At 73.1% G+C, this 12131-nt stretch carries 15 protein-coding genes and 2 pseudogenes; 11 read left to right on the top strand and 6 right to left on the bottom strand.

What is annotated here, in order from left to right; translation table 11 throughout:
* Nucleotides 1–145 precede the first annotated feature (145 nt).
* On the bottom strand, nucleotides 146–673 hold the full coding sequence (locus tag SXIM_RS25860) for a hypothetical protein (protein ID WP_046725241.1): 528 nt from the start codon (nucleotides 671–673) through the stop codon (nucleotides 146–148).
* A gap of 436 nt (nucleotides 674–1109) precedes the next feature.
* Here SXIM_RS25860 and SXIM_RS25865 point away from each other — a divergent pair, with 436 nt between their 5' ends.
* From SXIM_RS25865 to SXIM_RS25875, 3 genes are read left to right on the top strand one after another with little or no spacing between them, the layout of a single operon-like run.
* Complete coding sequence (locus tag SXIM_RS25865; protein ID WP_030732065.1) at nucleotides 1110–1856, top strand: class I SAM-dependent methyltransferase; 747 nt, start codon at nucleotides 1110–1112, stop codon at nucleotides 1854–1856.
* Nucleotides 1857–1861: 5 nt separating this feature from the next.
* Nucleotides 1862–2923, top strand: a complete 1062-nt coding sequence (locus SXIM_RS25870) for a pyridoxal-phosphate dependent enzyme (protein WP_046725242.1) — start codon at nucleotides 1862–1864, stop codon at nucleotides 2921–2923.
* Nucleotides 2920–4134, top strand: a complete 1215-nt coding sequence (locus tag SXIM_RS25875; RefSeq protein ID WP_046725243.1) for an ATP-grasp domain-containing protein — start codon at nucleotides 2920–2922, stop codon at nucleotides 4132–4134. The genes SXIM_RS25870 and SXIM_RS25875 overlap by 4 nt, the downstream gene beginning before the upstream one ends.
* 46 nt (nucleotides 4135–4180) lie before the next feature.
* Here the strand turns inward: SXIM_RS25875 and SXIM_RS25880 are convergent, their stop codons facing one another.
* A complete protein-coding gene (locus SXIM_RS25880) occupies nucleotides 4181–5152 on the bottom strand; it encodes an NAD(P)-dependent alcohol dehydrogenase (protein WP_030732075.1) in 972 nt (323 codons plus the stop codon).
* 106 nt (nucleotides 5153–5258) lie between these two features.
* On the opposite strand from SXIM_RS25880, the gene SXIM_RS25885 reads away from it, so the two are divergent.
* Together SXIM_RS25885 and SXIM_RS25890 are read left to right on the top strand one after the other, a co-directional pair.
* On the top strand, nucleotides 5259–5939 hold the full coding sequence (locus SXIM_RS25885; protein ID WP_046725244.1) for a TetR/AcrR family transcriptional regulator: 681 nt from the start codon (nucleotides 5259–5261) through the stop codon (nucleotides 5937–5939).
* A 150-nt stretch (nucleotides 5940–6089) separates the two neighbouring features.
* Nucleotides 6090–6632, top strand: coding sequence for a nuclear transport factor 2 family protein (locus SXIM_RS25890; protein ID WP_078847040.1), 543 nt, complete (start codon nucleotides 6090–6092; stop codon nucleotides 6630–6632).
* A gap of 467 nt (nucleotides 6633–7099) precedes the next feature.
* Here SXIM_RS25890 and SXIM_RS25905 read toward each other — a convergent pair whose 3' ends face one another.
* A complete protein-coding gene (locus tag SXIM_RS25905) occupies nucleotides 7100–7684 on the bottom strand; it encodes a TetR/AcrR family transcriptional regulator (protein ID WP_046725245.1) in 585 nt (194 codons plus the stop codon).
* Nucleotides 7685–7974: 290 nt separating this feature from the next.
* Between SXIM_RS25905 and SXIM_RS25910 the strand changes: the two genes are divergently transcribed.
* Entirely contained in the window at nucleotides 7975–8583 is a 609-nt protein-coding gene (locus SXIM_RS25910; protein ID WP_425473476.1) for a hypothetical protein, read from the top strand.
* A 93-nt stretch (nucleotides 8584–8676) separates the two neighbouring features.
* On the opposite strand, the gene SXIM_RS25915 is transcribed toward SXIM_RS25910, so the two are convergent.
* The 3 genes from SXIM_RS25915 to SXIM_RS28870 all read right to left on the bottom strand — a co-directional run bounded on the left by SXIM_RS25915 (nucleotide 8677) and on the right by SXIM_RS28870 (nucleotide 10047).
* Nucleotides 8677–9117, bottom strand: coding sequence for a hypothetical protein (locus SXIM_RS25915; protein ID WP_030732086.1), 441 nt, complete (start codon nucleotides 9115–9117; stop codon nucleotides 8677–8679).
* Nucleotides 9118–9202: 85 nt separating this feature from the next.
* Nucleotides 9203–9505, bottom strand: a complete 303-nt coding sequence (locus tag SXIM_RS25920) for a hypothetical protein (RefSeq protein WP_030732088.1) — start codon at nucleotides 9503–9505, stop codon at nucleotides 9203–9205.
* Complete coding sequence (locus tag SXIM_RS28870; RefSeq protein WP_425473477.1) at nucleotides 9409–10047, bottom strand: mycothiol-dependent nitroreductase Rv2466c family protein; 639 nt, start codon at nucleotides 10045–10047, stop codon at nucleotides 9409–9411. Before SXIM_RS28870 ends, SXIM_RS25920 begins: the two co-directional genes overlap by 97 nt.
* Before the next feature lie 125 nt (nucleotides 10048–10172).
* Between SXIM_RS28870 and SXIM_RS28400 the strand changes: the two are divergent.
* From SXIM_RS28400 to SXIM_RS25950, 5 genes and pseudogenes are all read left to right on the top strand, one after another.
* Nucleotides 10173–10498 (top strand): annotated as a pseudogene (locus tag SXIM_RS28400) (plasmid stabilization protein).
* 55 nt (nucleotides 10499–10553) lie between these two features.
* Complete coding sequence (locus tag SXIM_RS25935; protein WP_030739085.1) at nucleotides 10554–11054, top strand: DUF5709 domain-containing protein; 501 nt, start codon at nucleotides 10554–10556, stop codon at nucleotides 11052–11054.
* 62 nt (nucleotides 11055–11116) lie between these two features.
* On the top strand, nucleotides 11117–11326 hold the full coding sequence (locus SXIM_RS25940; RefSeq protein WP_046725246.1) for a hypothetical protein: 210 nt from the start codon (nucleotides 11117–11119) through the stop codon (nucleotides 11324–11326).
* Between the two features lie 64 nt (nucleotides 11327–11390).
* Nucleotides 11391–11666, top strand: a pseudogene (locus SXIM_RS25945) (winged helix-turn-helix domain-containing protein); the annotation flags it as partial.
* On the top strand, nucleotides 11644–12000 hold the full coding sequence (locus SXIM_RS25950) for a PfkB family carbohydrate kinase (protein WP_107073964.1): 357 nt from the start codon (nucleotides 11644–11646) through the stop codon (nucleotides 11998–12000). The pseudogene SXIM_RS25945 and the gene SXIM_RS25950, both read left to right, overlap by 23 nt.
* Nucleotides 12001–12131: the final 131 nt, after the last annotated feature.

A 12131-nucleotide genomic window follows, 5' to 3' on the forward strand; every position in this document is an offset into this window, starting at 1 on the left:
CCGAGTCCTTCGTGTCACCGGACGCGGACGCACGAAGGACGTACGAAGGACGCGCGGGGGGACCGCGCCCGTGGGAGGTCCGGCCCGTGGGGTGGCGGGCCGAGTGCCGCTGCCGGAGTGGGAGTTCGGCGGCGGGAACCGGCTGTCAGAGGACAGCGGAACCGGCCGGCGGCCCCCGTGTGGTGACGATGCGCAGGGCGGCGCGGGGCCGCCACCTGCGGGCCCTGGGGATTCCGGCCGGACAGCGCCGCCGGGCGGTGAACGGCGCGCGGCGCAGCAGGCGCAGCGGGGCCAGCAGCCACGCGCCCGCGGCCCGGGCGATGCGGAAGACGGCGCGTTCCCCGTGCGCCAGCCACAGGCCGGACGCCAGTGCGGCGGCGAGGTGCGCGAGGGCCATACCGGGTCCGGCGGACGCGGGGTCCGGGTGCCCGGCGTGCGCCGGTCCGTGGGCGCCGCTCGCCGCCGTGGTCAGCGAGAACGCCTGGTGCAGCGCCAGTTGTGCGACCACCGTCGCCGACAGCACCACCGGGACACCGCGTTCGCGTCCGGTGAGGAACCAGGTCGCGCCGCCGGTCGCGGGCAGCGCGAGGGCCGGCGCCCACCACGGCAACGGCTGCCCCGAGGCGTGGATGTGGCCGGCCGCCGCGAGCAGCACGCACAGGGCCGCGAACATCGCGGCCCTCAACACCCTGCTCGGTCGGCTCCCGGCTCTGCCCATGGCGGCTCATCCTCGCATCGGTGCGGGGATTGAGGGAGGCCCGTGAACGGACGAATTTCCGCCCGGATGACGCCATTCACGAAGGACCGCAGGCAGACGCGGCACACCGCGGTGATGACGGCCGGAACTGACGGAACCTCAGGATCCGGAAAAGGAAAAGGACAACGGTTTCCCGCTGATGAGTCGGCTGCGGAGTCCATCTGGTTCCCCGCGCCGGCCAATTGATGGAGCTGATTTCTCAGCGTTTTGCCGATCGAAGCCATGGGCACCATGCAGATGCTTATCGGGTCGCATTCTCATGGAATCCGGGGGTGGGCGCCCCCTTCCCGCACGGGGCCGAGCGGCCATCCATCCCATCCCGTACCGCTCTCCGGAGAGGTAGCGAAACGACATGCAATGGTACGAGGACGAGGCGTTCTGGTCGGATTTCTCCAGCACGATGTTCTCGGAGCGAAGACGGGACGAGATGGCCCGCCTGGTGGCCACCTCACCCCTGCTCCGGTTCGGGGAACAGGAGCGCGTGCTCGACCTGTGCTGCGGTCCCGGGATATTCCTCGTCCCGCTCGCCGCCCGGGGATATTCGGTGACCGGCGTGGATTTGAGCGCGCTCATGCTGGAACGGGCACGGGAGGCCGCCGCCGGCGCCGGTGTACGGGCCCGGCTGATCCAGGGCGACATGCTGACCCACCGCGAGCCCCGCACCTACGACGCGGTGCTCAATCTCTTCACCTCCTTCGGCTATTTCGAGCGGCACGAGGACAACACCCGGGTACTGCGCAACGCCTTCGACTCGCTGGTGCCCGGCGGACGGCTGCTGATCGACGTCATGGGCAAGGAAGTGCTCGCCGGGTGGATCGGCCGACCCCAACTCGTCCAACTCGACGACGGATACGTGATCCAGCGCGACACGATCCTCGACAACTGGCGGCGGCTGCGCACCGACTGGACCCTGGTCCGGGGAGACACGGCCCGCGAGGCGTCGATCAGTTGCTGGCTCTACAGCGCGGCCGAACTGTCCGCGATGTTCGAGGCGGCCGGCTTCACGGACGTCCAGTGCTTCGGCGGCTTCGACGCCACCCCGTACGACCAGCGCGCCCAACGGCTCATCGTGCGCGGCGTCCGGCCCGCGGGCCGGTGACCGTCATGCGCCCGCACCCGCACCCGCAGCCGGACGCGGTTCCCGCCCCCGCTCCCGTTCACGAGCACGTCACCGACGCCGTCAAGGCCCCCGACCTGATCCGGCTCGCCCCGCACACCGTGCTGGCCCGCTTCGAGACCCTCAAGGTGTACGCGGCGCTGGGCGCCGTCCGCACCCTGCTGGAGCGCGGCACGATCACCCCCGGGCAGACCCTGGTCGACAGTTCCAGCGGCATCTACGCGCTGGCCCTGGCCATGGCCTGCCACCGCTACGGGCTGCGCTGCCACATCGTCGCCTCCACGACCGTCGACGCCACCCTGCGCACCCAGCTGGAGATCCTGGGCGCCACCGTCGACCGGATGCCACCCTCCCAGGACCTGCGCCTTGACCAGGAGCGCCGGGTGCGCCGGGTACGCGAACTCCTCCTCAGCCGCCCGGACATGCACTGGATGCGCCAGTACCACGACGCCATCCACTACGCGGGCTACCGCGAGTTCGCGGACCTGGTCACCGCCGCGCTGCCCGGCCCCGAACTGACCGTCGTGGGCGCGGTGGGCACCGGGGCCTCCACCGCCGGACTCGTCCTGCCGCTGCGCCGGCGCGGCGTCTCCGTACGGCTGGTCGGCCTCCAGCCGTTCGGCAGCGTCACCTTCGGCAGCGACCGCTTCCAGGACCCGGAAGCGATCATCGCCGGGATCGGCAGCGCCATCCCGTTCGGCAACGTACGGCACGAGCTGTACGACACGCTGCACTGGATCGACTTCCGGCACGCCACTGCGGGCGCCGTCGCCCTGCTGCGCGACCACGCGGTCTTCGCCGGCCTGTCCACCGGCGCCGCCTACCTCACCGCCGCCTGGGAGGCAGTGCGCCATCCCGAGCAGACCTACCTGGTCATCGGCCCCGACACCGGACACCGCTACACCGAGCGGGCATTCGCCCGCCACCGGGAGATCCCGGAGGCCCGCACCCTGAAACCCCACCAGATCACCGATCTGGCCGACCTGGTACCGCCCTGGTCGGTCATGGAGTGGCGGCGCCGACGCCACGGCGAGGAGACCCCGTCATGACCATCGCCGCACTCGAACTGCTCATCTTCGGCCTCGGGGGACTGGTCCGGGCCGCGGGGAACGCCGGACACCGGCTGTGTCTGCTCACCCGGGACCGCAGCGTCTACCGCCACGAACTCGCCCGGCTGCCGGCGGACGCGCTGGACATCGTGGACATCGACACGCTCGACACCGCCGCCTGCACCGCCGCCCTGCGCGGCGTCCCCGACCTCGGGGGGCTGATCAACGCGACCGACACCTTCGGTGTCCCCGGCGCCGACATCGCCGCCGCGCTCGGGCTGCCCGGCCCCGACCCGGCCGCCGTCCGCCTGGTCCGTGACAAGCACCGGGTCCGCACGGTCCTGAGCCAGCGGGGACTGAGCCGGGTGCGGGCCGTACGGGTCGCACCCGACCCGTCCGCCGCGCCGGAGGTCCTGCGGGACATCGGACTGCCGGCCGTTCTCAAGGACACCGCCGGCACATCCTCGCGGGGGGTGTGGCCGGTACGCGACGCACCGGCGCTCCACGCCGCCCTCACCGCGGCGTCCCGCACCCCGCTCAAGGGAGACCTGCTGGCCGAGACGTTCCTGGCGGGGCCGGTCTACAGCGCCGAAACGCTCAGCTGGGACGGGCACACCCGGCTGCTGGGGGTGTGCAGCCGGCAGATGTCGCCCGAACCCGCCGTCCGTGAGGAGGCCGCAGCCTTTCCCGTCGCGCTCCCCGCCGGCGGCCACGCGCGGATCGAGACCTGGGTGGGCACACTGCTGGCCGCCGTGGGCCACGACCGCGGCTTCGCGCACGTGGAGTTCGTCCTCACCGGCGACGGGCCCGAACTCGTCGAGATCAACCGCCGCATCGGCGGCGCGCTGGTCGGCGAGGCACTGAGCCGCCGGCTGGGCACCAACGTCCAGGAGGCGGAGATCGACACCGCCCTCGGCCGTCGCCCGCCGCTGCTGGACGCCGCCCCCGCATCCGGCCCCGCCTCCGGGTTCGTCCTCGTGTACGCCCCGCGCGCCGGAACGCTCGCCGGCTGGTCCGGACTCGACGGCCTGGACACCTTCCCCGGCGCCCCGCGCTGGTACCCGACCATGGCGCCGGGGGATCGCGTGGAGCACCTGACCGACCAGCGCGCCTGCACCGGGATCCTGCTGACCGAGGGCGCCACCGCCGAACTGGCTCTCCACCGGGCCCTCAGCGCGGCCGGAAGCGTGCACCCGGTCGTCGAACCGTAGCGCCGGTGCCGTGGCGGTGGCGCCGGCCGCGCCTTGTCGGCCGCGATCAGCCCTCGACGACCCGGACCAGGTACTTCCCCCGCACGCCCCCCGCCTCCAGTGCCCGGTGGGCCGCCGCCGTCTCCTCCAGCGGGAAGACCGTGTCCACGGCCGGGCTGAGCTTCCCCTCGCTCACCAGGCGGGCCACGGTGTCGAAATCCCCGCGCCGTGGGTTGCCGCTGAAGGCACGCACCCGGCGGCGCCCGTGGACGGTGCTGGCGGCGATGTAGCCGAGCGAGGCGAGCAGGCGCTTGGGATCGGGGGTGATCGTCACCATGCGCCCCCCGGGCTTCAGCAGGCGCCGGAAGGCCCGCAACCCGGTGCCCGCCGTGTCGAGGACCACGTCGTAGGAGCCCAGGTCCGCCGGCGCGACGCTCCGGTGGTCCACGGCGTGCCGGGCGCCGAGCGCGCGGACGAAGTCCAGGTTGGCGGCGCGGGCCAGGCCCGTGACCTCGGCCCCGTACGCCGTTCCGAGCTGCACGGCGGTGCTGCCGACGCCGCCCGCCGCGCCGCGCACCAGCAGCCGTTCGCCGGGGCGCAGCGCGGCCTTGTCGCGCAGCGCGGTGACGGCGGTGGTGGCGATCGGCAGAGCGGCGGCGGCGATCAGGTCCAGTCCCTCCGGCACCAGGCCGACCCGGTCGGCCGGCACAGCCACGTACTCGGCGGCGCTGCCGAACCCGGAGGCCCGGCCCACGATGCCCCACACCCGGTCGCCGACCGCGACACCCGCCGCGCCGGTGCCGAGCGCGGCGACCTCACCGGTGAAGTCCAGCCCGACGCCTTGCGGGAACCTCCTGCCGGTGAGAAGCCGGTACGTTCCCGAACGCGTCGCCGGATCCGCACCGTTGACGCTGAACGCGTGCACCCGCACGAGCACCTCCCCGGGCGCCGCCTCGGGGCGTGGCACCCGGCCCACGTACAGCACCTCGGGTCCGCCGAAGCGGTCGAACAGTACTGCTTTCATCGTGCGGTCGTTCATCGTCGCTCTCACCTTCGCCAGTCCGCGGCCGTCCGGGGATCGGGCACCGACGGTAGGCTCACAAACGGACGGCATCGTCCGTTTGCCCCGGAGGTGAGAGACAGCGATGGCGGAATCCTCTCGGATGACGGGCCCGGGCGCGCTGCGGGCCGACGCGCGGCGCAATCGCGAGCGTGTCCTGGCCGCGGCCCGCGCGGTCTTCGCGGAGCACGGGATCGACGCGTCGATGGCGACCGTCGCCCGACGGGCCGGGGTCGGGGTGGCGACGCTGTACCGGCGCTTCCCGACCCGTGACGCCCTGGTGCGGGCCGCGTTCGCGCGGCAGATGGAGACCTGTGCGGGGGCGCTCACCGAGGCGATGGCCGACCCCGACCCATGGCGGGGCTTCGAGCGACTGGTGGAGACGGTCTGCGCGCTTCAGCGGGAGGAGAAGGGGTTCCCGGCCGCGTTCCTCGCGGCGTTCCCGGACAGCGCCGGGGCACACCTGCGGGTCCGCGAACAGGCCGAGCGGGACGTCGTCGCACTGATCCGCAGGGCCCAGGCGGCGGGCGCGCTCCGGGCCGACTTCCACCCGTCGGATCTCGTCATGGCCCTGATGTCCCACTGCGCTCTGGTGGCGGCCCTGCCGCACGACCATGTGGCGTCCAGGCGCCTGATGGCGTATCTGCTCCAGTCCTTCCGCGCCGGGCCCGCCCAGGCCCCGCTGCCCCGGCCGGCTTCGCTGTCCCTGCGCGACCTCCCGATCACCGCCGCCCACCCCGGGGAACGGCGGACCGCGCCGTCGTGATCCGGCGGCCGGCGCCGCGCGCCGCCCCGGGACGACAGGAACCCGGGTGCGACCCGTCCAGGGAGAGCACGTCCTGGCCGCTCGCCCGCCGCCGCCGGAAGGTGGTGCTCAGCACGGCACGAGCGGTGGACCACACGGAGGAGCGAGCACATGGAACGGAACAGTCGGCGCGGATTCGTCTCCCTCGCGGCGGTCACAGGTGGCCTGTTGCTCACCGGCCCACCGGCCGTGGCGAACCCGCGCCCCCACCAAGCGCCGGACGGCTCCCGTACGTCGGGCCGTGAACGCCTGAACAAGACCCTGGTGCTCAGGGCGTTCGCGCGACAGAACAACGGCGGCAGCTTCTACGAGATCCTGGACGAGCGCGTTCTGTGGACGGTGGTCAACGGACGGACCTACCGGAGCAAGCGGGAGTTCCTGGACGAGGGGTCGGCGCCCATCCTGACGCGACTGGCGACGTACCTGCACATGACGCCCCAGAACCTGTGGGCCGACGGCGACACGGTCATCGCCCGCTTCGAAGGAAACGCGACGGCCCTCGACGGGCTGCCCTACCGCAACGAGTACTGCTGGGTGCTGACCCTGCGCGGGAACGCGGTGGTGCGGGCGTACGCGTACCTGGACATGGTCGCCGTCGCGGAACTCATGGACCGGATCCCGGAACCGGGCCCGACCTCGCGCGGGCAGAACTGAGGACCGCCACCGGTACGGCATCAGCCGGGCACGCGGGCCACCCCGCCGCGCCCCGCTCTCGCCGGGCTGCCGCGTACGCGCTCCGGCCGCCGCGACGGCACCGACCTGCGCTGTGAGGCCGGTGGCGTTGCCGGCCACCCACACCCCCGGCACGTCGGTGGCGCCGGCCGTGCCGGGGACGAAGCGACGGCCCTCACCCCCGGGCAGGTCCTCCGTCGGCATCCCGGACCTCCAGGCGTTCACCAAGGCCTGCCGCCGCGAGCTCGGCGCCGGCCCGCGCGACATCCGGGACGGACGGTCCACCCCCCGTACGTCCGCCGCCCGGAGCACCGCCCGCACCGGTCTCGGCGCACCCGGGCGGGTGGCGCCTCCCGCTCCGGCCGCGCCCAACGGCCCTGGGCACTGCCGAACTCCTTGACGAACGCGGCACGAACGCCGAGGGACTGGCGTATCCCCCCGCTGACGGCTCAGGCGCCGCGCGCCCGCAGAATGCCCTCGACACCCCGCAGGAAGGTCTCGCTCAGCAGCTTCGTGTCGAAGAGGCAGCCGGCGGCCATGGCGCCGTCCCGGAGCATGACGAGATGCCGGCCGTCCTCCTCGGCGGGTGCGTCACCGACCTGTGCGAGCAGCCCGGTGACGGTGTCCAGGAACCACTGGCGATGGGCCAGGACCGCCTGGTGGATGGGGTGGGCGGGGTCGGGATACTCGGCCACCGCGTTGAGGAAGGCACAGCCGCGGAACGCCGGCCCCTGGATGGCGTCGGTGATGGACCGGCACACCGCGCGGACCGCCTCAGCCGGTGACGGCTCGCCCGACCGGGCGGCCTCGACCCCTGCCCGGATGTCCCGGTCGGCCAGGTCGAGGTAGGCGAGGACGAGTTCTTCCTTGCCGGCGAAGTGCCGGTAGAGCGTGGCACGCGTGACCTGGGCTTCCGCGATGATCCGGTCGACGCCGACGGCGTGGATCCCCTCGGCGTAGAAGATCCTGGTCGCCGTGCCGAGCAGCCGCGCCCGCGCCGCCGACGTGCTGCCGCCTCCTGTGCCCTCACTCATGCGGCCACCCTATCCCATCGATGAAGGAGAACGTTCGGTCTTGACAGAAGGCACCGACGCCCTCTTGGATGATGCGAGACCGAACGTTCTCCCTCGTCAGGACGGTGGTGCCCGCGTGGCTCTCCGCCGCACCCCTCTCTTCGCGGCCGGGGACCCGTCCACCGGGCCTCCCGGGGCGCACCCCCTCGTCCCGCCCCCTCACCCGGCAAACGCACGTTTCGCACGTCGTAACGGTCGGCCGAACCGGCCAGACCGCCCATTTCTCCGCAGACAGGGACAGGAGCCCCCCGATGACTCAGGCGACCGGCACCCACCCGCTCCCGCTGGACCGCCCGTCCACGGACGCCCCCGCCACCACCGCGACCACCGGCGTTTCCACGGCCCTGCGCAAGCTGTACTTCCTGCGGTTCGCGTTCGCCGCTGTGTGGGCCGCGCTGCTGTTCGCGACCGCCGACACACTCGGCGCCCTCACCGCCACCCTGCTGGTGATCTACCCGCTGTTCGACGTGGCGTGCGCCGTCGTGGACATCAGGTCGGCCCGGGCGAACAGCCGGCCCTTGCGCGCCCTGTACATGAACGTCGCGCTCAGTGCCGTCACCACGGCCGGTCTCGCCGTCGCCGTCACCTCCGGCATCCCCGCCGTCCTGCGGGTCTGGGGGGCCTGGGCGATCACCGCGGGCCTCGTCCAGCTCATCGTGGGCGCCGTCCGCCGCGCGATGGGCGGGCAGTGGGCCATGATCGCCAGCGGGGGAATCTCCACCCTCGCGGGCACCTCGTTCATCCTCCAGGCGGGCCAGGACAGCGCTTCCCTGACCGGCCTGGCCGGCTACGCCTTCCTCGGCGGCGTCTTCTTCCTCGTCTCCGCCCTCCTCCTGGGGCGCTCCCGTACGAAGGCGTGACCGCCGCCCTCCGGCGCCGCAGATGGCCCGGCCCGCATCCTCACGAGGACTGCGGGCCGGGCCGCGTGGCCCGGTTCCCGGTCGGGCCGCCCCTCAGATGAGGGCGGGTCGCGTCAGGTCGAGGGGGAGCAGATTCCGCCAGTCGTTGACACACATGGCGGTCAGGCCGTCGAAGCGCACCTCGATGAACGGGTTCGAACTCCACATCACGGCCACCCACCGCAACGAGCGATCGGCGTCGAGACGCGCGAGGTAACCGACGTTGCCCATCCCGCTGCCGCCGCCGGACAGCCACCCCGAACCATCCGGCAGGGGGCTCTCGAAACAGGGGTCGGCCTCGGCCGTCCCCTCCTCCTCGATGATCCGGGCGACGTCGACCGGCCCGCCCAGCCGGAAGGGGATCGGCCGACCGGCATCCGGGTGGTACGCCCCGGGGCCCTCCACCCGGACGGCCAGGCCGGTGTCGTCGGGCCGGTACAGCGCGTCCCCGTACGGCATCTCACCGGCGGCCCACAGCCCCAGGACCAGGCCCATACCGCGCACCTCCGGGTGGGGGACGGCGGCATTCCGCCGCCACAGGTGATCAGAGGGTACGAGAGCCGGCCCCGACGCGGGCCGGTCAACAGGCTGCTTCCCGTCCGATCGCACGGAGTACATCGGCAAGCCAGACCAGGTGGTGGGCCACCGCTCGCTCCGGTTCGGAGCACAGGCCGTCAAGCTGGTGCCACGAGTCGGCGAGCGACCCGATCGTCAGGGCGCTCGGCTCGTGGGGAACGTTGTGGAGTTCGTCGCCCGGAACGGACCAGAAGAAGTCGTGCTCCAGCGTCACGGTCCGGCCGGCCGACGCCTCCACGTGATCGAGCGCCATTTCGAAAGCGCGGCGGAGCTGATCGAGCGGGATCTGAAGAGGTTCACTGTCCATGGGCTGATGTTCCCCGCCATAAGCCGTGCCGGACAGTCAGTTGTCCGCCGGACGACTCGTGAAACGGGGTGCCCCGGAACGCGCGGAGCCCGAGGACCTGGGTGGAGAACAGTGCCGAACAGGCGTAGAATGCCCCGTCCCCGATTGCGTTGGTGAACTGCGCCACCGCCAGGAGCTGTACGGGCCGCACGGGCGGACCCGCCCGCGCCCCCGGTCCGTTCACGAGGCGCGGGGGACTCGGTCCGACCGCGCTTGAACTCGAAGAACCCGGGATGCGCGGCGGCGTACAGCTCGGGGCCGATCGGCGCCCGCTCGTGGTGGATGCGCTCGCCCAGCGCGGTGTACAGGTCCCGCAGCATCGGTGGGCCGTACTTCCGCTCGGCCGCGACGAGCACCCGGACCGGCCCGGGCGTGTCTGCCAGCCAGTGGCTGTACCACTCCTCCAGGCTCTCCCGCCCCCCGCCCCCGCCCCCGCCCCCGCCCCCCGCCGCACCGTCCGCCACCGCCGGGCCGCCGCCCTCCCACGACTTCCGGGTCGGCACCCCGTCCCCCCGGCCGCCCCGTCCTCTGGGCCGCGGAGGTTTCGGACGCCGCTCACGGGCTACCCGGCGCGGCGCAACGGCGGCCCGTGGGGGCCGCTGCCCGGAGCGGCGAGAGGAGCGACGCGGTGCCAGCCGGTTCGAACGCGAAAGAGGAACGCCAGTACGAGCACATCAGGAAGGGCCAGCGGAAGCGCGGCGCCTCCGAAGGGCGTGCCGAGGAGATCGCCGCCCGGACCGTCAACAAACAGCGCGCCCGGGCCGGTGAGACGAAGACGGCGAGCAAGACCTCGACACGTGACCCCAAGTCCGCCTACCGCCGCGGGGGCAGCGGTCCCACGAGGGGGCGCAGGGGCCGACCAGGGATCAGCTGTACGCCGAGGCCCGCAAGAAGAACATCGACGGCCGCTCGACCATGAACAAGGCGGAACTGCGCAAGGCCCTGGGCCGCTGACCCTCCACCCGTGCGGGCGGAGGCCGGACACCGAGCCGACGCGAAGGAGCATCCCATGGCTGACAAGTCACGCGGTGACGACGTGTATCAGCCGGCGGAGGACGACGGCCGCTTGCCGCCGAACGAGCAGCCCGACATGGAGAACACCCTCGATGAGCGGGACCTCGACGACCAGATGGCCGAGGGATACTCCCCTCCCGAACGGCCCTTGGCGGTCGACGCGTTCGGGACCACGGACGAGGAGGAGCACGAGGGGGAATCCCTGGACAGGCGGCTCGCCCGCGAGAGGCCCGATGTCGCACCGGGGGACGACAACGGCATCGGTGACGTTCCGCAGGGCGAGGGAGAACCCCGGGAGGAGATCCGCGGCGAGGAGCGCGCCGGTCGTCTCGTGGCGGTGAACGACACCACGGGGCGGCAGACCGATGTGTTCGGCGAGGACGTCGGGATCGACGGCGGCGCGGCCTCGGCGGAGGAGGCATCCGTGCACATCACGCACGAATCCGTCGGCGGCTCCGAGGAAGAGGCGCGCGACGGGGCCGAGCCGGACATCTGACAGGCCGTCGAGGACCAGTGCGGCGGCCCTGCGGCGGCACCTGCGTCGGGCAGCATGGTGGGGTGCTGATACGCAGAGGAACACCTCCCACGCCCCCGGGGCCCGGTGCGGGCGAGGATCCCGTACTGCTCCCGGAGGCGGAACGGGACGAGGCCGCCCGCCGGCTGCTGCTGGAACAGATCGAGACGGTGGCGACCGCCGAATTCCAGGGCTGGGCCCGCGCCCACCGAGCGGCGCCGCCCGCGCTCCGGGCCCCTGACCACGGCCCGTGACGTGGGGTGTTGCGGGTCTTCGCGGCGCGGAGCGCCGTCCCGGTCTGCTGTTAAGCTCCTGACCATGCCCGCCCCGCCTTCCTCACCATCGGGTCGTGCCCTGCCCTCGTCCCAGCGAGGGCTGCTGACCGAGCGCATCGCACGGCAGCTTGAGCACGAGATCCGGTCCGGGGAGATCGCCGCCGGGGTGAAACTGCCGTCGGAGCGCGAACTCGCCGAACAGTTCGCCGCCAGCCGCAACGTGGTGCGCGAGGCGCTGCGGCGTCTTGAGGCGCAGCATCTGATCGAGGTCGCGCCGGGCCGCGGCTCGTTCGTCAGTGAGCAGAACGCCGGGCAGGCCAGCAGCTAGCTCACCGCCGCCCGCGCCGTCCTCGCGCTCGGGGTGCGCTGCCGCGGTCACCTCGGGCGCCGACCAGGTGGTCGTCACTGAGGCGGGGGCGGGGGAGCCGCTCACCCTGCCGGTCCCGACGGTGGCCGACGCCGTCGACGCGACCGGCGCGGGCGATGTCCTCACCGGAACGACGGCCGCACGTCTGGCGCTCGGCGACCCGCTGCCGACGGCGGTGAGCCTGGGCATCGGCGCCGCCTCGCTGTCGGTCACCGGCCGGGGCGGCACGGGCCGCATCCCCACCCTGACGGAGTCCCGGGCCGTCGCCCCCGCCGTCCGGGCCTGAGAACCCGGCCCGCGCCGGAACGGGCACATCGGGCGCACCGGCCCCGCGCTCTTCGCACGGTCCCGGCACCAGTTCTCACACTCCGCAGCCGTATTGCTGCTGTCCGTGAGACAGTTGACCGTCCGTCGCAC

The sequence above is a fragment of the Streptomyces xiamenensis genome, assembly GCF_000993785.3.
GTDB lineage: Bacteria > Actinomycetota > Actinomycetes > Streptomycetales > Streptomycetaceae > Streptomyces > Streptomyces xiamenensis.

Excerpts from the sequence above, each read along its gene's own strand:
- SXIM_RS25860 (WP_046725241.1), bottom strand. The coding sequence starts at position 673 with ATGTTCGCGGCCCTGTGCGTGCTGCTCGCGGCGGCCGGCCACATCCAC.
- SXIM_RS25865 (WP_030732065.1), top strand. The coding sequence starts at position 1,110 with ATGCAATGGTACGAGGACGAGGCGTTCTGGTCGGATTTCTCCAGCACG.
- SXIM_RS25870 (WP_046725242.1), top strand. The coding sequence starts at position 1,862 with ATGCGCCCGCACCCGCACCCGCAGCCGGACGCGGTTCCCGCCCCCGCT.
- SXIM_RS25875 (WP_046725243.1), top strand. The coding sequence starts at position 2,920 with ATGACCATCGCCGCACTCGAACTGCTCATCTTCGGCCTCGGGGGACTG.
- SXIM_RS25880 (WP_030732075.1), bottom strand. The coding sequence starts at position 5,152 with ATGAACGACCGCACGATGAAAGCAGTACTGTTCGACCGCTTCGGCGGA.
- SXIM_RS25885 (WP_046725244.1), top strand. The coding sequence starts at position 5,259 with ATGGCGGAATCCTCTCGGATGACGGGCCCGGGCGCGCTGCGGGCCGAC.
- SXIM_RS25890 (WP_078847040.1), top strand. The coding sequence starts at position 6,090 with ATGGAACGGAACAGTCGGCGCGGATTCGTCTCCCTCGCGGCGGTCACA.
- SXIM_RS25905 (WP_046725245.1), bottom strand. The coding sequence starts at position 7,684 with ATGAGTGAGGGCACAGGAGGCGGCAGCACGTCGGCGGCGCGGGCGCGG.
- SXIM_RS25910 (WP_425473476.1), top strand. The coding sequence starts at position 7,975 with ATGACTCAGGCGACCGGCACCCACCCGCTCCCGCTGGACCGCCCGTCC.
- SXIM_RS25915 (WP_030732086.1), bottom strand. The coding sequence starts at position 9,117 with ATGGGCCTGGTCCTGGGGCTGTGGGCCGCCGGTGAGATGCCGTACGGG.
- SXIM_RS25920 (WP_030732088.1), bottom strand. The coding sequence starts at position 9,505 with ATGGACAGTGAACCTCTTCAGATCCCGCTCGATCAGCTCCGCCGCGCT.
- SXIM_RS25935 (WP_030739085.1), top strand. The coding sequence starts at position 10,554 with ATGGCTGACAAGTCACGCGGTGACGACGTGTATCAGCCGGCGGAGGAC.